Origin of the sequence: Pseudomonas sp. MWU12-2345 (genome assembly GCF_023242385.1) — a bacterium.
Taxonomy (GTDB): Bacteria; Pseudomonadota; Gammaproteobacteria; order Pseudomonadales; family Pseudomonadaceae; genus Aquipseudomonas; species Aquipseudomonas gingeri_D.
In genome coordinates this window covers 480,642-500,638 of sequence record NZ_JALLJA010000001.1, presented here as the reverse complement: position 1 = coordinate 500,638, position 19,997 = coordinate 480,642, and the positions used below count along the sequence as shown (strand labels likewise).

13 protein-coding genes and 3 pseudogenes are annotated in these 19,997 nt (G+C 62.4%); 9 read left to right on the top strand and 7 right to left on the bottom strand.

What is annotated here, in order from left to right; all coding sequences use genetic code 11:
* Positions 1-95: 95 nt before the first annotated feature.
* The 8 genes from M5C71_RS02260 (at position 96) to M5C71_RS02225 (ending at position 11,835) form a co-directional block, all read left to right on the top strand.
* A complete protein-coding gene (locus M5C71_RS02260) occupies positions 96-614 on the top strand; it encodes a GNAT family N-acetyltransferase (protein ID WP_177098971.1) in 519 nt (172 codons plus the stop codon).
* A gap of 186 nt (positions 615-800) precedes the next feature.
* Positions 801-1,295 (top strand): hypothetical protein, encoded by a 495-nt coding sequence (locus M5C71_RS02255; RefSeq protein ID WP_103494085.1) that lies wholly within the window; start codon positions 801-803, stop codon positions 1,293-1,295.
* Positions 1,296-1,456: 161 nt separating this feature from the next.
* Positions 1,457-1,957: a thiol peroxidase gene (tpx, locus tag M5C71_RS02250; RefSeq protein ID WP_100943143.1), complete on the top strand. Its 501-nt coding sequence runs from the start codon at positions 1,457-1,459 to the stop codon at positions 1,955-1,957.
* Between the two features lie 194 nt (positions 1,958-2,151).
* Complete coding sequence (tpx, locus tag M5C71_RS02245; RefSeq protein ID WP_248767102.1) at positions 2,152-2,652, top strand: thiol peroxidase; 501 nt, start codon at positions 2,152-2,154, stop codon at positions 2,650-2,652.
* 189 nt (positions 2,653-2,841) lie between these two features.
* Complete coding sequence (locus tag M5C71_RS02240; RefSeq protein WP_177098972.1) at positions 2,842-4,146, top strand: MdtA/MuxA family multidrug efflux RND transporter periplasmic adaptor subunit; 1,305 nt, start codon at positions 2,842-2,844, stop codon at positions 4,144-4,146.
* Positions 4,143-7,244, top strand: coding sequence for an MdtB/MuxB family multidrug efflux RND transporter permease subunit (locus M5C71_RS02235; protein ID WP_103494088.1), 3,102 nt, complete (start codon positions 4,143-4,145; stop codon positions 7,242-7,244). The genes M5C71_RS02240 and M5C71_RS02235 overlap by 4 nt, the downstream gene beginning before the upstream one ends.
* Positions 7,241-10,348 (top strand): multidrug efflux RND transporter permease subunit, encoded by a 3,108-nt coding sequence (locus M5C71_RS02230; protein WP_248767101.1) that lies wholly within the window; start codon positions 7,241-7,243, stop codon positions 10,346-10,348. The genes M5C71_RS02235 and M5C71_RS02230 overlap by 4 nt, the downstream gene beginning before the upstream one ends.
* A complete protein-coding gene (locus M5C71_RS02225; protein WP_103494090.1) occupies positions 10,345-11,835 on the top strand; it encodes an efflux transporter outer membrane subunit in 1,491 nt (496 codons plus the stop codon). Before M5C71_RS02230 ends, M5C71_RS02225 begins: the two co-directional genes overlap by 4 nt.
* Before the next feature lie 194 nt (positions 11,836-12,029).
* Here the strand turns inward: M5C71_RS02225 and M5C71_RS02220 are convergent, their stop codons facing one another.
* Together M5C71_RS02220 and M5C71_RS02215 are read right to left on the bottom strand one after the other, a co-directional pair.
* The gene (locus tag M5C71_RS02220; protein WP_248767100.1) at positions 12,030-13,202 is read right to left on the bottom strand and encodes an MFS transporter; all 1,173 of its coding nucleotides are present in this window, start codon (positions 13,200-13,202) and stop codon (positions 12,030-12,032) included.
* A 198-nt stretch (positions 13,203-13,400) separates the two neighbouring features.
* Positions 13,401-14,138: pseudogene (locus M5C71_RS02215) on the bottom strand (polysaccharide deacetylase family protein); the annotation flags it as partial.
* A gap of 9 nt (positions 14,139-14,147) precedes the next feature.
* Between M5C71_RS02215 and M5C71_RS02210 the strand changes: the two are divergent.
* Positions 14,148-14,477: pseudogene (locus M5C71_RS02210) on the top strand (LysR substrate-binding domain-containing protein); the annotation flags it as partial.
* A gap of 24 nt (positions 14,478-14,501) precedes the next feature.
* Here the strand turns inward: M5C71_RS02210 and M5C71_RS02205 are convergent.
* The 5 genes and pseudogenes from M5C71_RS02205 to M5C71_RS02185 form a co-directional block, all read right to left on the bottom strand.
* A pseudogene (locus tag M5C71_RS02205) lies at positions 14,502-14,639 on the bottom strand (type VI secretion system contractile sheath small subunit); the annotation flags it as partial.
* A gap of 365 nt (positions 14,640-15,004) precedes the next feature.
* A complete protein-coding gene (locus M5C71_RS02200; protein ID WP_248767099.1) occupies positions 15,005-16,282 on the bottom strand; it encodes an HlyD family efflux transporter periplasmic adaptor subunit in 1,278 nt (425 codons plus the stop codon).
* Positions 16,272-17,762 (bottom strand): TolC family protein, encoded by a 1,491-nt coding sequence (locus M5C71_RS02195; RefSeq protein ID WP_248767098.1) that lies wholly within the window; start codon positions 17,760-17,762, stop codon positions 16,272-16,274. The genes M5C71_RS02200 and M5C71_RS02195 overlap by 11 nt, the downstream gene beginning before the upstream one ends.
* Entirely contained in the window at positions 17,755-18,954 is a 1,200-nt protein-coding gene (locus tag M5C71_RS02190; protein ID WP_248767097.1) for an ABC transporter permease, read from the bottom strand. The genes M5C71_RS02195 and M5C71_RS02190 overlap by 8 nt, the downstream gene beginning before the upstream one ends.
* Positions 18,951-19,655: an ABC transporter ATP-binding protein gene (locus M5C71_RS02185; protein ID WP_248767096.1), complete on the bottom strand. Its 705-nt coding sequence runs from the start codon at positions 19,653-19,655 to the stop codon at positions 18,951-18,953. The genes M5C71_RS02190 and M5C71_RS02185 overlap by 4 nt, the downstream gene beginning before the upstream one ends.
* Positions 19,656-19,997: the final 342 nt, after the last annotated feature.

Below are 19,997 nucleotides of genomic sequence, written 5' to 3'. Positions count from 1 at the left end.
GGTAGCGCAAGAGCGGATGCCGGAGCAGGCTTTGCCAGCTTGCCGCGAATCACTCTACACTGGCCGGCCTTGTTATTTTTATGGATAAAAAAACGATGCCAGCCGACACCCCCTCCATCGTCATCGAGCGTTTTCGCGAAGCCCATATCGACGGCATAACGGCTCTCTATAACGAACCCGCCGTTTGCCGCCAGGTACTGCAAATGCCGTTTCAGTCTGCCGAAGTCTGGCGTCAGCGGCTGCTCCAGCGCCAGGACAATGAACGCTTGCTGTCGTTGGTGGCGCTGCATCAGGGTGTGGTGATCGGCAGTTGCTCCCTGGAACAATACGCTCGTGTGCGCCGCAGCCACGCCGGCACCATCGGCATGGGCGTGGCAAGCGCCTGGCAGGGCAAGGGCGTCGGTTCGAAACTGCTGGCTGCCGTGCTGGATGTGGCCGATAACTGGATGAACCTGCATCGGGTCGAGTTGACGGTGTATGCCGATAACGTCGCCGCCCAGGGTCTGTATCGCAAGTTCGGTTTCGAGGAGGAGGGCGTGATGCGTGATTATGCGATTCGCGACGGTGGTCTGGTGAATACCCTGAACATGGCGCGGTTTCGTCGGCCAGCCTGAACATCCGCCTTGCGCCGAACCACTGTGGGAGCGGAGCTTGCCCGCGAAGCTTTTAGCGATCCTCCACTCCCCGCGGAAGGCCATGCTGTCAGCGTTCGACAATGCCCGGTCGAGTTAATCGCACATCCCGTGGTGCGATCTGCCATGATCGGGCCTTCGATTCAGGTTCACCCACGGAGCGCTCCAATGAATGGTGTACAGCAACTGGGGGAAATGCTTCGGCACTACGCCGAGACTGAAACACACAAGAAGCAACTGTTTGAAAAGCAATCGGCACACTGGACGGCGCGCATCGTCGAGTTGTTCGATCGCATGGAACAGTGGCTGGCCCCGGTAAAGAGCCCGAACCTGCTGGAAACCCAGCGCGAAGCCTACGTGGCTTTCGGCCCCAACCTGGCGGTGGAAGTCTCGCCCTTCAAGACCCAGAAGTTGACGATCCAGATCGCCGGCAGAGTGATGGAGTTTGTCCCGGAGGTCATGGGCACTGGCGGCACGATTTCCATCGCGGTCATGGGCCATACGGCGGCCCGGCATGGCAGCGTTTCGCTGGTGGGTGTGCCGGGAACTGGCGATTGGCAGTGGCGCAAGACCAACGGCCTCAAGGACGCGGACATCTATCCGTTCGATGCCGACTTCCTGGCCCTGCAGTTGCAGAGCCTGATTCCCCGCGAATATCACTGAAGCGTCCGCTGTGGTCGCGCCCGGATTCCCACAAGAAAAAAAGCCCGAGAGGGTTTGCCGGGCCGCAAATCCTGTGACACTTTATCTGCCCCATAGGTCGGGTGGCATTTTCATGTTTAACCCCGACCTTCTTATCGAAACCGTTTAGAAGGATTCAGTTCATGGCTCAAGTCACCCTCAAAGGCGGCCCGGTTCAGGTCAACGGTCAATTGCCGCAGGCCGGCGACAAGGCTCCAGCATTCTCCCTGGTGGGCGCAGGTCTGGCTGACGTTACGCTGGGCAGCTTTGCCGGCAAGCGCAAAGTGTTGAACATTTTCCCAAGCGTCGATACTCCGACCTGTGCGACCTCCGTGCGCAAGTTCAACGCTCAGGCCAACGACGTGGCCAACACCGTGGTGCTGTGCATCTCGGCTGACCTGCCGTTCGCCCAGGCACGCTTCTGCGGCGCCGAAGGCCTGGAAAACGTCCTGAACCTGTCGACCCTGCGTGGCCGTGAGTTCATTAAGGACTACGGCGTTGAAATCGCCGACGGTCCGCTGGCCGGCCTGACCGCTCGCGCCGTCGTCGTGCTGGACGAGAACGACAACGTGTTGCACAGCGAACTGGTCAAGGAAATTGCCGAAGAGCCTAACTACGAAGCGGCCCTGGCTGTTCTGAAGTAATGGCAGGGAGTCGGTTTGCGGTGAAGGCGAGACTGCTATCGCCAGCAGGCCGACTCCCATATTTATTGAGTTCGACGATAGTTAGCGGTGAAACGCCAATTTTGTAAGCCGGTAATAGCAGGGCTAAAGATGACATTGCTATCTAGGAAAGCCCGCTTCAAGGTAGGATTTCGTGTTTACAAGGAGGCAAACACATGGCTCAAGTCACCCGCAGGGGCGTAACGGTCCAGATCAACGGACAATTACCGCTACCCGGCTCCCAGGCTCCCGCGTTTTCCCTGGTGGCCAAGGACCTCTCCGATATCACCCTTGCCGGCCTTGCCGGCCAGCGCAAGGTGTTGAATATCTTCCCCAGTGTCGACACTCCGACCTGCGCCAAGTCCGTGCGCCAGTTCAACGAACGCGCCAACCAGCTGGAAAACACCGTGGTGCTGTGCATCTCGGCTGACCTGCCATTTGCCCAGGCACGTTTCTGCGGCGCAGAAGGTCTGGACCAGGTCGTCAACCTGTCCACCTTGCGCGGCCGCGAGTTCATGCGCGACTACGGCGTGGAAATCGTCGATGGCCCCCTCGCAGGCCTGACTACCCGTGCGGTCGTAGTCCTCGACGCGCACGACAAGGTGTTGCATAGCGAATTAGTGGCAGATATCGGCCAAGAACCCGATTACGACGCGGCACTCGCGGTCCTGAAATAAACGGCCCTGAAACAAGTGGTTTACAATTATTCACGGCCTGACCCTGTCCAGGCCGTTTTTATTTGTGCTTCAGTGTCTTACTGGACACTGACGAAGGTCATTCCAAGGTAAATTGCCGGTAAAGGCGCTTTGCCTGAAACAATTCAGTGCTTATCTTGCAGCCTCCCCAAAAGAAGTTCTCGCGCATAAATGGTTGATCACTCCATGCAATCTTCTGCTTCTCATACTTCTCGTCGTTGGCTGTTCGGCCTGTTGATCCTGTTGATTATTGGCGCACTGTGCTGGCATTTCTGGCCGTCAGGCGCGCATCACAAGGGCACGCAAGCCAAGTCCGTCGCGCACACGGGCAAGTCGGGCATGGCGCGTCCGGGCTTCGGGGCGTCCGCCGGCCCTGTGCCCGTGCGGGTAGCACCGGCGACGGTGGGAGACTTCCCGGTGTACTACAAAGCCCTGGGGACGGTGACGGCCCTCAACACGGTCAACGTGCGTACGCAAGTCGCCGGGCAACTGGTCAAGATTCACTTCCAGGACGGCCAGATGGTCAAGGCCGGTGATGTGCTGGCCGAGATCGATCCGCGCAACTACGAAAGCGCCTTGCTCCAGGCCCAGGGCACCCTCCTGCAAAGCCAGGCGCAATTGAAGAACGCCCAGGTGGATGTGCAGCGCTATCGCGGGCTGTTCGCCGAAGACAGTATCGCCAAGCAGACCCTGGACACCGCCGAGGCCACGGTGCTGCAGTACCAGGGGACGGTCAAGGCCAACCAAGGGGCGGTCGATGCCGCCAAGCTGAACCTGGACTTCACCAAGATCCGCGCGCCGATTTCCGGGCGCCTGGGCCTGCGCCAACTGGACGTCGGCAACCTGCTGGCGGCGAACGACAGCCAGATACTGGTGATCATCACTCAGACCCAGCCGATCAGCGTCGCCTTCACCTTGCCGGAAAACAACCTCGACACCGTGCTCACGCGCTTCCATGGCGGGGCGAAGTTGCCCGCCGAAGCCTGGGACCGTGGCGATGTGAAACAACAGGCCAGCGGTGTATTGCAGAGCATCGACAACCAGATCGACATCACCACCGGCACCCTCAAGTTCAAGGCCCTTTACGATAACCGCGAGCAGAGCCTGTTCCCCAACCAGTTCGTCAATGTGCACCTGCTCGCCGATACCCTGAAAAACGTGGTGCTGGCGCCGAGCGCGGCGATCCAGTTCGGCAACGACGGCACCTTCGTCTATGTCATGGACGGCGACAAGAAGGTCAAGATCCGGCCGCTGAAGGTCGGCGCCAGCGACGGCAATGTCACGGTGATCAAGGATGGCCTGGCCGCCGGTGATCGGGTGGTCCTGGAAGGCACCGACCGCTTGAAGGATGGCGGCGAAGTGGAGGTGGTCAATGACGCCCAGGACGTGCCCAAGGCGCCCGCCGGGCAGTTGAAGGACGGCGCGGCGGCCAAGGCACCGGCTGAAGCCGACAAGGCGAAAAAGGTCGGCGCATGAATCTCTCGCGGCTGTTTATTCTCCGCCCGGTAGCGACCACCCTGAGCATGCTGGCCATTATCCTGGCCGGCCTGATCGCCTATCGGTTGCTGCCGGTGTCGGCGCTGCCCCAGGTCGACTACCCGACGATCCGGGTGATGACCCTCTACCCGGGTGCCAGTCCCGACGTGATGACCAGTGCGGTCACCGCGCCCCTGGAGCGCCAGTTCGGGCAGATGCCCGGGCTGACCCAGATGGCCTCCACCAGTTCCGGCGGGGCCTCGATCCTGACCCTGCGTTTCAACCTCGACATCAACATGGACGTCGCCGAGCAGCAGGTCCAGGCGGCGATCAATGCCGCCACCAACCTGCTGCCCAAGGATTTGCCGGCACCGCCGGTGTACAACAAGGTCAACCCGGCGGACACCCCGGTGCTGACCCTGGCGATCACCTCGAAAACCATGCTGTTGCCCAAGCTCAATGACCTGGTCGACACCCGCATGGCGCAGAAGATCGCCCAGATCAGCGGCGTCGGCATGGTCAGCATTGCCGGCGGCCAGCGCCAGGCGGTACGGATCAAGGTCAATCCCGAGGCCCTGGCGGCCAACAGCCTGAACCTGTCGGATGTGCGCACCCTGATCGGCGCCTCGAACGTCAACCAGCCCAAGGGCAACTTCGACGGCCCGACCCGGGTGTCGATGCTCGACGCCAACGACCAGTTGCGTTCGCCCAAGGAATACGCCGAACTGATCCTCGCCTACAAGAACGGCGCGCCGCTGCGGCTCAAGGATGTGGCGCAGATCGTCGATGGCGCCGAGAACGAGCGTCTCGCCGCCTGGGCCAACGAAAACCAGGCCGTGCTGCTGAATATCCAGCGCCAGCCCGGGGCCAACGTGATCGAGGTGGTGGACCGGATCAAGGCCTTGCTGCCGAGTATTACCGACAACCTGCCGGCGGGTATCGAGGTCAAGGTACTGACCGACCGCACCCAGACTATCCGTGCGTCGGTCAGCGACGTCCAGCATGAATTGCTGATCTCCATTGCCCTGGTGGTGATGGTGACCTTCCTGTTCCTGCGCCGGGCCAGCGCCACCATCATTCCCTCGGTGGCCGTACCGCTGTCGCTGATCGGCACCTTTGGCGTGATGTATCTGGCGGGCTTTTCGGTCAACAACCTGACCCTGATGGCCCTGACCATCGCCACCGGCTTCGTGGTCGACGACGCCATCGTCATGCTGGAAAACATCTCGCGTTTCATCGAGGAGGGCGACAGTCCGATGCAGGCGGCGCTCAAGGGCGCCAAGCAGATCGGCTTCACCCTGATCTCGCTGACGCTGTCGCTGATCGCGGTACTGATCCCACTGTTGTTCATGGCCGATGTGGTCGGGCGGCTGTTCCGCGAGTTCGCCATCACCCTGGCGGTGGCGATCCTGATTTCCCTGGTGGTGTCCCTGACCCTCACGCCGATGATGTGCGCGCGCTTGCTCAAGCGCGAGCCGAAACCCGAAGAACAGGGCCGCTTCTACCGTGCCAGCGGCGCCTGGATCGACTGGTTGATCGAGGCCTACGGCCGCAAGTTGCAGTGGGTGCTCAAGCACCAGTCGCTGACCTTGCTGGTGGCGGTCGGCACCCTGGCGCTGACCGTGTTCCTCTACATGATGGTGCCCAAGGGCTTCTTCCCGGTGCAGGACACCGGGGTGATCCAGGGGATTTCCGAAGCACCGCAGTCGGTATCCTTTGCCTCCATGAGCCAGCGCCAACAGGAACTGGCCAAGGTCATCCTCACCGACCCGGATGTGGAGAGCCTGTCGTCGTATATCGGCGTGGACGGCGACAATGCCACGCTCAACAGCGGCCGCTTCCTGATCAATCTCAAGCCGCGCCACCAGCGCCGTGAGACCGCCACGCAGATCATCAACCGCCTGCAGCCGGAAGTCGACAAACTGTCGGGGATCCGCCTGTACCTGCAGCCGGTGCAGGACCTGACCATCGAGGATCGGGTCAGCCGCACCCAGTACCAGTTCAGCATGTCCTCGCCGGACCCCGACCTGCTGGCCGAGTGGAGCGGCAAGCTGGTGGACGCCCTGGCCCAGCGCCCGGAACTGACCGATGTCGCCAGCGACTTGCAGGACAAGGGCCTGCAGGTCTTCCTGGTAATAGACCGGGACGCCGCTTCACGCCTTGGCGTGGCGGTGTCGGATATCACCGATGCGCTGTATGACGGTTTCGGCCAGCGGCAGATTTCCACCATCTACACCCAGGCCAGCCAGTACCGCGTGGTGCTGCAAGCCCAGGCGGGGGAGAAGATCGGACCGCAGGCGCTGGAGCAGATCCACGTCAAGACCACCAGCGGCGGACAGGTGCGCCTGTCCAGCCTGGCCCGTGTCGAGGAGCGCCAGGCGCAGTTGGCCATCTCCCATATCGGCCAGTTCCCGGCGGTGATGATGTCGTTCAACCTGGCGCCGGGCGTGGCGCTGGGGCAGGCGGTGGAGGTTATCGACCAGGTCAAGCAGGAGATCGGCATGCCGGTGGGCGTGCAGACCCAGTTCCAGGGCGCGGCCGAAGCCTTCCAGGCCTCGCTGTCGAGCACCTTGCTGCTGATCCTGGCGGCGGTGGTGACCATGTACATCGTGCTCGGGGTGCTCTACGAGAGTTATATCCACCCGGTAACCATCCTCTCGACCTTGCCCTCGGCGGCGGTCGGGGCCTTGCTGGCGTTGATTCTGACAGGCAACGACCTGGGCATGATCGCCATTATCGGGATCATCCTGCTGATCGGTATCGTCAAGAAGAACGCGATCATGATGATCGACTTCGCCCTCGACGCCGAGCGCAACCAGGGCATGTTGCCGGAGCAGGCGATCTACCAGGCGGCGCTGCTGCGTTTCCGGCCGATCCTGATGACCACCCTGGCGGCGCTGTTCGGCGCCATTCCGTTGATGCTCGCCACCGGTTCCGGTGCCGAACTGCGTCAACCCCTGGGCCTGGTGATGGTCGGCGGCTTGCTGGTCAGCCAGGTACTGACGTTGTTCACCACGCCGGTGATCTACCTGTACTTCGATCGCCTCGGACGGCGCTGGGGGCGGCATCCGAGCCGTCTTGAGCAGGTGGAAACATGAACCTGTCGGGACCTTTTATTCGCCGGCCGGTAGCGACCATGCTGCTGAGCCTGGCGATTGTCCTGCTGGGCGCTGTGAGTTTCGGCCTGTTACCGGTTTCGCCGCTGCCGCAAATGGACTTTCCGGTGATCGTGGTCCAGGCCAGCCTGCCGGGTGCCAGCCCGGAAGTCATGGCCTCCACCGTGGCCACGCCGCTGGAACGCTCCTTCGGCGTGATTCCCGGCGTCAACACCATGAGCAGCCGGTCCAGCCAGGGTTCGACCCGGGTGATCCTGCAGTTCGACCTCAACCGCGATATCAACGGCGCGGCGCGGGAGGTCCAGGCGGCCATCAATGCCTCGCGCAACCTGCTGCCCAGCGGCATGCGCAGCATGCCCACCTACAAGAAGGTCAACCCGTCCCAGGCGCCGATCATGGTGCTGTCGCTGACCTCCGACCAGTTGCAGAAGGGCCAGCTCTACGACCTGGCCTCGACCATCCTGTCCCAGAGCCTGTCCCAGGTCCCGGGCGTGGGCGAGGTGCAGATCGGCGGCAGTTCGCTGCCGGCGGTGCGCATTGAACTCGAACCCCAGGCGCTCAACCAGTACGGCGTGGCCCTGGACGATGTCCGGACCGCCATTGCCAATGCCAACGTGCGCCGGCCCAAGGGTTCGCTCGATGATGCCGGCCGCAACTGGCAGATACAGGCCAACGACCAGTTGGAAAAGGCCAAGGACTATGAACCGCTGATCATTCACTACCAGAACGGCGCGGCCCTGCGCCTGGGGGATGTGGCGAAGATCAGCGACAGCGTCGAGGACCGTTACAACGCCGGGTTCTTCAACAATGACGAGGCGGTCCTGCTGGTGATCAACCGCCAGGCCGGCGCCAACATCATCGAGACGGTGAACGAGATCAAGGCGCAACTGCCGACTTTACAGGCGGTCTTGCCGGCCAGCGTCAAGCTGAACCTGGCCATGGACCGCTCGCCGGTGATCAAGGCCACGCTCCACGAAGCCGAGATGACCCTGCTGATCGCCGTGGCCCTGGTGGTGCTGGTGGTGTATCTGTTCCTCGGCAACTTCCGCGCCTCGTTGATTCCGACCCTGGCGGTGCCGGTGTCGCTGGTCGGCACCTTTGCGGTCATGTACCTCTACGGCTTCTCCTTGAACAACCTGTCGCTGATGGCCCTGATCCTGGCCACCGGGCTGGTGGTGGACGATGCCATCGTGGTACTGGAGAACATTTCCCGGCATATCGACGATGGCATTCCACCGATGAAGGCCGCGTACCTGGGGGCCAAGGAAGTCGGCTTCACCTTGCTGTCGATGAACCTGTCGCTGGTGGTGGTGTTCCTCTCGATCCTGTTTATCGGCGGGATCATCGGCAGCCTGTTCCGCGAGTTCTCCATCACCCTGGCGGCCTCGATCCTGGTCTCGCTGGTGGTGTCCCTGACCCTGACGCCGATGCTCTGCGCGCGCTGGCTCAAGCCGCACCAGCAGGGTGAGCCGAGCCGGCTGCAACGCTGGAGCGAAAAGGCCAACGAACGCATGATCGCGGCCTATGCCGTCAGCCTGGACTGGGTCCTGCGGCACAAGCGCCTGACCCTGCTCAGCCTGTTCGTCACCATCGGGGTGAACGTCGCCCTGTACGTGGTGGTGCCGAAAACCTTCCTGCCGCAACAGGACACCGGGCAACTGATCGGCTATGTCCGTGGCGACGACGGCATGTCGTTCGGCAATATGCAGCCGAAGATGGAAATCTTCCGCAAGGCGGTACTGGCCGACCCGGCGGTACAAAGCGTGGCCGGGTTTATCGGTGGCAACAATGGCACCAACAACGCCTTCATGCTGGTGCGCCTCAAGCCGATCAAGGAGCGCAATGTCTCGGCGCAGAACGTTATCGAGCGCCTGCGCACGGAAATGCCCAAGGTGCCGGGTGCCCGACTGATGCTGATGGCCGATCAGGATCTGCAGTTCGGCGGCGGTCGCGAGCAACAGACCGCGCAGTACTCCTACATCCTGCAAAGCGACGATCTTGGCGCGTTGCGCGAGTGGTATCCGAAAGTGGTCGCGGCCCTCAAGGCCTTGCCGGAACTGACCGCCATCGATGCACGGGAAGGCCGCGGGGCGCCGCAGACCACCCTGGTGGTCGACCGTGATACCGCCAAACGCCTCGGCGTGGACATGAACACGGTGACCACGGTGCTCAACAACGCCTACAGCCAGCGGCAGATCTCCACCATCTACGACACCCTGAACCAGTATCAGGTGGTGATGGAGATCAATCCGAAATACGCCCAGTCGCCGGAAACCCTCAATCAGGTCAAGGTCATCGGCTCAAGCGGGCAGCGTATTCCGCTGTCGACCATCGCCCATTACGAAAACAGCCTGCAGGATGACCGGGTTGACCACGAGGGGCAGTTCGCCTCCGAAAGCCTGTCGTTCGACATGGCGCCCGGCGTCACGGTGGAGCAGGGCACTGCCGCTATCGAGCGGGCCGTCGCCAAGCTCGGTTTGCCGGAAGCGGTGATCGCCAAGATGGCCGGCACCAGCGACGCCTTTGCGGCAACCCAGAAAAGCCAGCCGTTCATGATCCTTGGCGCGCTGGTGGCGGTGTATCTGGTATTGGGCATTCTCTATGAGAGCTACATCCATCCGCTGACCATCCTTTCCACACTGCCGTCGGCCGGGGTCGGTGCCTTGCTCAGTATCTACCTGCTGGGCGGCGAGTTCAGCCTGATCTCGCTGCTGGGGTTGTTCCTGCTGATCGGCGTGGTGAAAAAGAATGCGATCCTGATGATCGACCTGGCGCTGCAACTGGAGCGCCATTCGGGCCTGGACCCGCTGGAGTCGATTCGCCAGGCTTGCCTGCTGCGCCTGCGGCCGATCCTGATGACCACCCTGGCGGCGATCCTCGGAGCCCTGCCGTTGCTGCTGAGCAGTGCCGAAGGCGCGGAAATGCGCCAGCCCCTGGGTTTGACCATTATCGGCGGGTTGATCTTCAGCCAGATCCTGACGCTCTACACCACCCCGGTGGTTTACCTTTATCTCGACCGTTTGCGCCACCGCTTCAACAAGTGGCGCGGCGTACGCACCGATGGTGCTCTGGAAACTCCGCTATGACTGACCAATCGCAATGCAAAATGCCTCTGGCCGCCCAGCGCCTGGAGACCATCCGTGGCTCACGCCTGTTGAGCCTGGCCTTGTGCGGGCTGCTGCTCAGCGCCTGCGCCGTGGGCCCGGACTACAAGCGTCCGGACGCCGCCGCACCGGCGCAATACAAGGAAGCCAGCGGCTGGCGTCAGGCGCAGCCCAGTGACTCTCTGGCCCGTGGTGCCTGGTGGGAGCTGTATGGCGACCCGACGCTCAATGGCCTGGTGGAAAAACTCAACAGCGCCAACCAGACCGTGGCGCAGTCCGAAGCCCAGTACCGCCAGGCCCTGGCGTTGGTCAAGAGCGCCCGGGGGGCGTTCTTTCCGAGTGTCGACCTGAGTGCCGGGAAAACTCGCTCCAGCCAGGGCACCGGTAGCAGCAACTCGAGCCTGAGCCGTTCATCCAGCGGGATTGTCGACACCTATAACGCCCAACTCGGGGTGAGTTGGGAGGCGGATGTCTGGGGCAAGCTGCGCCGAGGCCTGGAAGCCAACGACGCCAGTGCCCAGGCAAGTTTTGCCGACCTCGCGGCCATGCGCCTGAGCCAACAGTCGAGCCTGGTGCAGAACTACCTGCAACTGCGGGTGATCGACGAACAGAAGCGCCTGCTTGAAGCCACGGTGCAGGCCTACGAGCGCTCGTTGAAAAATACCGAAAGCCAGTACCGCTTTGGCGTTTCCGGGAAAGCGGCGATCGCCCAGGCGCAGACCCAGCTCAAGAGCGCCCAGGGCGACCTGATCGACCTGATCTGGCAACGGGCCCAGTTCGAAAACGCCATTGCCGTCATGATCGGCCTGCCCCCGGCGCAATTCCAGCTGGCGGCCACCAACAGTGTTCCGGCCTTGCCGGCGATTCCGCTGGGGGTGCCGTCGCAACTGCTGGAGCGGCGTCCGGACATCGCTTCGGCGGAGCGCTCGGTGATCGCGGCCAACGCCAATATCGGCGTGGCGAAGGCGGCTTATTATCCGGACTTCACCCTGAGCCTGTCCGGTGGTTACAGCAGCAGTACCTTTGAGAACTGGATCAGCCTGCCGAACCGTTTCTGGTCAGTGGGCCCGAAACTGGCGACCACCTTGTTCGACGGTGGTCAGCGCTCGGCGGAAGTGGACCGGACCGAAGCGGTGTATGACCAGACCGTGGCCAAGTACCGCCAGACCGTGCTGGATGGATTCCGTGAAGTGGAAAACTACATGGTCCAGCTCAAGGTCATGGAAGACGAGGCGACGGTTCGTGCCCAGGCGCTGGACGCGGCCCGGGAATCCCTGCGTTTGACCGACAACCAGTACAAGGCGGGCCTGATCACTTACCTGGATGTGGTCACGGTGCAGACCACGGCGTTGACCAACGAGCGTAGCGTGCTGAGCTTGCTGCAGAGCCGGTTGATCGCAAGCGTCCAGTTGATCGCGGCGATGGGCGGTGGTTGGGATGGCAATACCGATTTGAGCAGCAAGCGCTGATTGGTATACGGCTTGGGGCTGGTGTTGGGTTTACTGGTGCCTTCGCGGCGGTGCGGCGGTCCGACAAGCCCTGCTCCTACAGTTTTGTGTCGTACACCAGATCGGTAAACGACGACGTATTGTAGGAGCAGGGCTTGCCCGCGAAGAGGCCCTCAAGGTCACAAAACCTTTATCTGAAGAAACCGCGCCCGGCCTCATTTCTGCAATGAGCGCACACCGCGTCCCGCCAGGAAACACAGGCTGCCGCCAACCGCCGTGAGCCCGCTCAAGGCATAAAACATCGTCCCTGGCGCCGCATGGATCAGCAGATAACCGCAGATCACCGGACTCAATGCACCACCCAGGGCCGCCAGGTTCTGCGCGCCGAGGTAACTGCCCCGCAGATCCTCCGGTGCGATGGTGTCGACGAACAGATATTCCGACGGATAAATGATCATCTCCCCCAGGGTGAAGATGAACATGGCCGCGCACCAGGTCATCAGGTTCTGCGCAAAACTGAAGCCGATCAGCCCGACGATAAACAGGCTGGTGCCGATGGCGATCCAGTAGCGCAACTGCTCACGCTTGAGAAAACGGCCGATCTGGTACTGCAGCAGGATCACGCTGATGGCGTTGCAGGCCAGGATCGCCGACAAGGTGCTCAGGGCATCCTGGCTGCTGTGGGTCACCAGCAGGAACTGCGAGAGGTACAGCGTGAAGCGGCCATGGACGATAGTGCTCAGCAAGCTGCCGCAGGTAAACAGGATCAGTGTCCGATCATTGCGCAGCGTCACCAGGGTCTTGATGAAACTGGGGGGCTTGCCGATCTGGGCCTGGGCGGTCGGGGTGATGCCGAACATCAGGAAAATACTGCCAAAGGCGATACCGGCGGCCATCAGGAACGGCGCCAGGGGTTGCACCCCGGCGATCACCACGCCCAGCATCGGGCCGGTGGCGTAACCGATATTGGTCAGGGTGTAGCGCAGGGAAAAGACCTTGGCCCGCTGGTCGATGGGCAGGTTCTCGCTGATGATGGCCTTGGAACCGATCAGAAACAGCGCCGATGCGGTCTCGGTCATCACCAGGGTCAGGGTGGTCAGGTACAGGTCATGGGCGAACGTCAGCAGGGTGAAACCGATGCCGCTGGAGAGCATGGCGAGGATCATCAGCCGGCGTTTTTCCAGACGGTCGATGATATAGCCGCCGTATAACGAGAGCAGGGTGGCGATAAACACCGCGATCCCCATCAGCAGGCCGACATCCTGCTGGTTCAGCCCGAGCTTCCTGCTGAGGAACAGGGTCAGCAGCGGACTGGTGATGGCACGGCTGACGACGATGGTCACGGAGCAGATCATCAGCCGACGGATAACGAGGGAATAGGTGGCCACGGTGGTGCTTATATCCTTGTTTTGGAAACGTCTCTGTCTTTCACCACAGGGCCTCGAGACCGCCAAAAGCTTCGCGGGCAAGCCCTGCTCCTACAATACGTAGTCGTTCACCGATTTTGTGTACGACACGAACCTGTAGGGGCAGGCGGTCCGGCGTCCCGGCTTGCCCGCGAAGAGGCCCGCAAGACCGCTGCAACATCACGGCAGATACCTGCGGTAGTGGCGCTCATAGACCGCCGCCGGATGGTCCGCCGTCATGGCGCGACCGTTGTCGTCCCACCACTGGGCTACTTCGGCGCCCGTGGCAATCCAGACGTCGTCATGTTGCTGGATCCCCTTGAGCAACTCCCGCAGCACACCGATACGCCCCGGCGTGGCAATGACTTCCGGGTGCAGGCGCAGCACGTAGCACAGCCCGAAGCGACGGAAGCCGGCAAAGTCCATCTGCAGGTTGCCCAGGGTATGGCTGTAGGAAGCGATCCGTGATTGTGCCGGTGGCACCGCCGGGCTGAGGTTGAAAGCGAAGTAGGGTTCGTCCTCCAGCTCATAGTGCAGCGGCAGTTCGATAACCTGCGGTGCCGTTGGATGGGCGAAGGGCAGGTCGTCGCCACGCCAGGAGGACGACCAGAGGATACCCTCGTCATGCAGGGCCTCGGTGAAACCCGGTAGCCAATTGCCGGCCGGAATCCGAAAGCCTTTGGGTCGCTCTCCCGTCAGTGCCTCCAGGGCCTTGCAACCTTGTGCGAGCGCTGCCTTCTGTTCCTCGAGGGTCAGAGTGTCGTAGTTCTGATGCCTGTAACCGGCACAGGCGATTTCATGGCCGCCGGCCCGGATCGCCCGGATATGCGCCGGCTGTTCCTCGGCGACGATGCCCGGGATGCACCAACTGCTGCGTACCCCCAGTTCCTCGAATAAACCGAGCAGGCGCTCGACCCCAGTGTCGAAGTGCTGCGTGAGTACCCGTTCGTCAACCACCGTTATGCCATCCATCGCGACAAACTCGACTTTGTCACCTACGACAGTTTTTCCGCCTCGGCGTCCCAGGTGGAGGCTGTGGCGATGCTGGTCCAGACCGGGCGTTTTCTTGGCTTCCTGCCGCAGCACTATGCCGCCCCGTTGGTGGCCAAAGGCTTATTGCGGGCCTTGATGCCGGAGCGGGTCAGCTATTGCACTCCCTTCAATCTGATCCTGCGCCACAACACGACGCGCAGCCCGCTGGTCAAGGCTTTCGCCCAGGCCCTGGGGGTAGATCTCAAAGCGCCGTTGCAGCGGTAGGGGCGAGCTGAAGCCGCCAACCCGCTTGCCCAATACCCGCTCATGGACCTCATTGTTAAGCAGCACGCTTTCAATCACTTGCCGAAAGCCGGGCTCGTCGTACAACGGTCCCTTGAGTGCGACCAAGGCATCGCGCAGTGCCATCAACTTGCTCAAAGGGGGCCCCGAGTTCGGCGCAGCACCGTTGCCGGGACCTGGCCCGAGAGTGCCCCGGGTGTTCGCCTTGATGGCGGCGGGCGGTAATGGGTCGCAATCTTCATTGGACATGACGGGTTCTCTACAGAATGGGCGCACTGCGTAAGGAGAACAGAGGGTAAAAAGCTCGACCTTTTTAGTCTAAAGCAGGCTCAGCCGGGTGCTAGTTATGAGCGGATTTTAATAGCCGTCATATTTACGTATATATACGTAGGAGCTTTCTAGAAAGCCGCTCTTCTTGTAGGTAAAACGGCCTTGAGCAACAGGAAGCTTCATCGGAAAGAGCGGGACGTTTTAACCCATGTTGTCCATTGCCCTCCGTCGTCAGCGCGTCACTCCAACAGCCGCACAAACCCGGGTTGTAAACCGAACACCTCGACGCCTTCCGGTGTCGCCTGGCCGGTGGTGACCGCCACGCGCTTGACCGGCTGACCCACCGCCTCGCGGTATTCCACCTCCAGGCCGTTATCGACATGCTGGAGCGCCGCGGGCGGTAGCACGATCGCCTGCTCGTTACGGTAGGTGATGATGGTCAGCCGGGCACTCATGCCCAGCCGGACCCGTTGCAACTGCTCCTTGCTCAGTTTCGGCACCGAGAGCGTCACCGGGAACTGTGCGCCGCCGCCGGGCGCATCGCTGGGCAGCGCCAGGCTGCTGACAATATCGACGGCGCCGTCGAGGCGCACACCGTCGAAACCGTCTCCCAGGATCTCGACGCTCTGACCTTGATGCAGTTGGTTGATGTCCAGCTCCGAGACCTTGCTGACGATCTTCAGCTGCTCGATATTGGCCAGGCCGAACAAGACCTGCCCCTGGGTGACCCGGCTGCCGTTCTGCACCGGCCCGGCGCTGCTGGCTGTCGAGCCTTGCGGGCCGGACGCCCCCGGAGCCGGCACGACGATACCGGCAAACGGTGCCAACACATTCTTTCCCTCAAGCAGGGTGCGCAAGGCTTCGTACTTGACCGTGGTATTGGTCAATTCCATATCGGCGATCTGGCGATATTCGCCCTTGCCCTGGTCCAGGGCCTGTTGCAGATCACCCTGGGCCGCCGCCAGATCCAGGCGCTGGGTTTGCAGTTGCTGCTGCAGATCGTCCAGCTCGCCACGGGCGATGATGCCGCGCTGGAGCAGGGTCTGGCTTTCGCGCAGCTTGCGCTCGTTGTTGCCGACGGTCATTTCCACCGCCCTGAGCGAACGCCGGGCGCGGGCCACCTGTTGGCTGTTGTTCCAGTCCTGCAACTCCTGGACGGCGCGGCGTGCCTTGAGCTGGGCGGACAAGGCGTCGCGCAGCTGGATTTCCAGCAGCGCCGGGTCCATCTGCACCAGTGTCTGCCCGGACTCGACCCGCTGTCCCTGTTCCACCAGCACGGCGCGCACATTTCCGTCGAAGGGCGCGGTAAGGGTGATGGTTTTCTGCGGCTCGATCTTGCCCACCAGGCCGATCTGGTGGACCAGCGGCGCGGTCTGCACCGGGATCCACTGGCCGTTCTTCGGCTGATCGGCAGCCGGGGCGCGATAGCCGATCACCGTGGCGGCGACGACGACCACCAGGCCCAGTGCGCCGCCTTGCAACCAGCGTTTGCGGCGGGTCGTTGTGTCAGTAGTCATTGAGCGCAATGTCCCAGCTCTCCAGAGTCATGCCCAGGGTCAGATCCAACTGGGTCTGGGCGTTCAAATAGGCAATCAGGGCGTTGAGTCGGGCGTTTTCGGCGTTACGCAGGTCGCCTTCATAGCTCAGGACCTGAAAGTTGCTGGAGCGCCCGGCACTGAGCTTTTCCCGCTCGATATCCAGCTTGCGCCGGGAAAGGTCGACGGCGCGCTGGGCGATCTCGTATTGCCGCCAGCGGGTGCCGAGGTCGCGTACCACGTCATTGACGCTGCGCTCCAGCGTCTGCTTGGCATCGGCGAGCGTGATCTGCTGATTCTCGACATCGATCCGGGCATGCACTTCGGCCTGGCGGGTACTGAGGTCGCCGATGGGGATCTGCACCTGCACGCCGGCGTAGCTGTCCCAACGGCGGCTACCGACGTTGCCGAGGTCGTTGTCGGTGCGATCGCGAATCTGGTTGGCCCCGGCGATCAGCGACACATCCCAACGGCTCTGGTCCTTGGCGATCACCAGGTTCAGGTCGGCCTGCTGGCTGCCGAGCAAGGACGCCAGGTAGTCCGGCTGCTGGACCTGGGCCACGCGAAAGGCGTCCTGCTTGTCGATGTTGACCCGGTTGGCTTCCAGCGCCTCGGTGGCGCGGATCGGCGTGGACAGGTCGAGGGCCAGCAGGCGCAATAACGACAGGCGATTGATATCCACCTGGTTGCGGGCTTCCTCGACGCCCAATTCCTGGGTGGCGATATCGGCCTCGGTCTGGACGATTTCGAACTCGGCCATGCGCCCCGCGGCGATCAGCGCCTTGTTCACGTCGAGCAGGGCACGGGCGCGCTTGAGCGCGTCCTGGGTAATGGTCAGTTGTTCCTGGGACCTGAGCACTTCCCGGTAGGCGGTGATAATGTCGCTGATGGTCTGCGCGACGTTGGACTTGAGGCTCAGGCGGTTGACCTGCTCGGCGATCCGCGCCACCCGCAGTGGGGCGGTGGTCACATCCCAGCCGGCCCCCCTTAGCAGGGGCTGGATAATTGCCAGGTCGAGGCCGTCGCTGCGATAACGACCGGCGACATCGGCATTGGTCAGTTGTTGGGTCCAGGCCATGCTCAGGCGAGTGCCGTACTCGCTGAGCAGGCTGGTGGTCGGCGAGAGGGTGGTATTGCGCGAGCTGTCCCTGGACCCCCGGTTCGCTTGATAGGTGCCACTGAGCAACAGCTTGGGATTGAACACATCTTCGGAAACCCGCAGGTCGAACTTCTGCGCGATCCGTTGCAGGTAGGCGCTGCGAATGCTGCGGTTGTTGCGCAGACCCAGGTACACCGCGTCCCCCAGGGTCAGGTCGGTATTCTGCTGGCTCAACAATACGCCACGGGCCTGATTGTTGCGCAGGCTTGGAGCTGACGGCTGGCCGACCAGAGCGTCGGCGGCCAGCGCCGGGCAGCCCGACAGGCAGAGCAGCAGTGCCATCCATGGCCGGGGTCTATTCATCGCGCAGGGCCTCCACCGGTTGCAGTCGTGATGCTGAAATCGCCGGGTAAAGGCCGAAAAACAGGCCCACCAGCAGGGTACTCCCGACCCCCAATGGCAGCGACAGCACCGCCAGGGAGAATTGCCAGGCGGATATCCGTGCATACAGGTAGGCCGCGGCCATGCCGAGCAGCGCACCGCAGAACGCACCGACGGCGGTCAGGCTGACCGCCTCCAGCAGAAACAGGTTACGGATATCCTTGCGCCGCGCCCCCAGCGCCATGCGCACACCGATTTCCCGGCGGCGCTCGGAGACGTTCATCAGCATCACATTCATCACCCCGACACCGCCGCCGACCAGGGAGATGCCGCCCAGGGCCATCAGCAGGTAGCCGAAGGTCCGGCTTTGCCGGGTCATGCCGTCAATCATCTGTTGCGGTACCTGGACCTCGACCTGGCGGCCCCTGAGGCGCTGTTTCAAGGCCTGGGTCAGGGCATCGGCGACTTGATTGGTGTCCTGGCCGGGGGCCACCCGCACGACGAGATTGCTGATCTGCGGGTCGCTCATGATTCGCCCCAGGCCTTCAAGGGGGAGAAACAGCGAGTCGTCGGCCTGCACCGGAATCAGGATGGCCGGCGGTTGGCTGCGGGCGATGCCGATCACCTGGAACAGGTAGTCATTGATGCGGATGCGTTCGCCCAGGCGCAGCGGGTCGCCGGGTTTGCTCAAGGCCTGGGCGATCTTGTGCCCGACCACGACATAGGTTTCGCCGTGATCGAAGTCGGAGATAAAGCGTCCTTCATCCAGTTGCAGGCGCATGGCCCCCATCAACTGGGCGGTGCTGCCCACCAGATTGGCGTTGCTGGTCCGGCCGTGAAACACCACCGCGGCGCTGGACAGGGTGATCGGGGCGATCTCCAGCAGGCCTGGCAACGCCGTGTTCAACGACGACACATCGAGGGTCGCCGGCATCGGCGTGCGCACATCGGCATTGCCGGGAAACTGCACCGACAGCGTATCGGTGCCCATGTCCTTGAAGATCGCCGAGGCTTCCTGGGCCGCGTTGTGGCCGATATTGATCAGGGCGATCACCGATGAACTGCCGATGACAATCCCCAGCAAGGCCAGGAGCGAGCGTTTACCCAAGGTCCTCAGGCTGACAAAGGCCTCGTGGAGCAACTGGCTGGCACTTTGTTCGACCTGCACGCTCATGCCGGGCAGGCCTCGCGTATCACGCCGTTGTGCACCCGGATCTGCCGCCCCAGGCGTTGGGCGATCTGCGGGTCGTGGGTGACGATGATCAGCGTGACCTGGCGGACGCGATTGAGCTCCAGCAACAGGTCCATGATTTCCCGGGCGGTGCTGCTGTCGAGGTTGCCGGTGGGTTCGTCGGCGAGGATCACCGAAGGTTCCCCCACCAGCGCCCGGGCAATCGCCACCCGTTGGCGCTGGCCGCCGGAGAGGTCGGCGGGGCGATGGTGCGCGCGCGCCTCCAGGCCGACCTGTTCGAGCATGGCCATGGCCCGGATCAGCGACTCGCCGCGGGGGACACCGCGATAACTCAGGGGCAGGGCGACATTGTCCAGGGCGCTGAGGCGCGCCAGCAGGTTGAAACTCTGGAAGACGAAGCCGATCTGCCGGTTGCGGATCGCCGCCAACTGGTCGGGGCTGGAGCGGAAGATGTCATGGCCGGCAAAACGATAGTGGCCGCTGTCGGGCAGGTCGAGCAACCCGAGGATATTGAGCAGGGTGCTTTTGCCCGAACCGGAAGCGCCGAGAATGGCACAGCTTTCACCGGCCTCGATGGACAGCGAGACATTGTCGAGAATGGTGAGGGTTTGCTCGGCGAGGCGATAACGCTTGGCGATGCCTTGCAGGGAGATGAAGCCTTCGTGAGCAATCGTGTCTGTCATCGCTGATCGCGCCGGCCGGCTTGACCCGGCAGGAGCCTCCGTCCCGGGCGCTTTGTGGGACGCTCAGGCGGTTCTCGGGGCAGGGACAAGCACAAGGTTTATTTTATTGTTTCAAATAATTGTTTGAATAGTAACCGTGATCTTGGGGCGACGCCAGCCGCCGGGTTCAAGGAAGGCCAAGACATTTCAGGCAGGGCTTTGTGACAACTGGATACATTTTATTGGTCGGTCAAGCCGGCCGCGACGAGTGCAGGCACTAGCCTTGCTCACGAGGGACAGCCTGGACACAGTTGCCTCCAACTGTGTCTTTTTGAACCCAAATAGAATGGTTTTCAAACACCC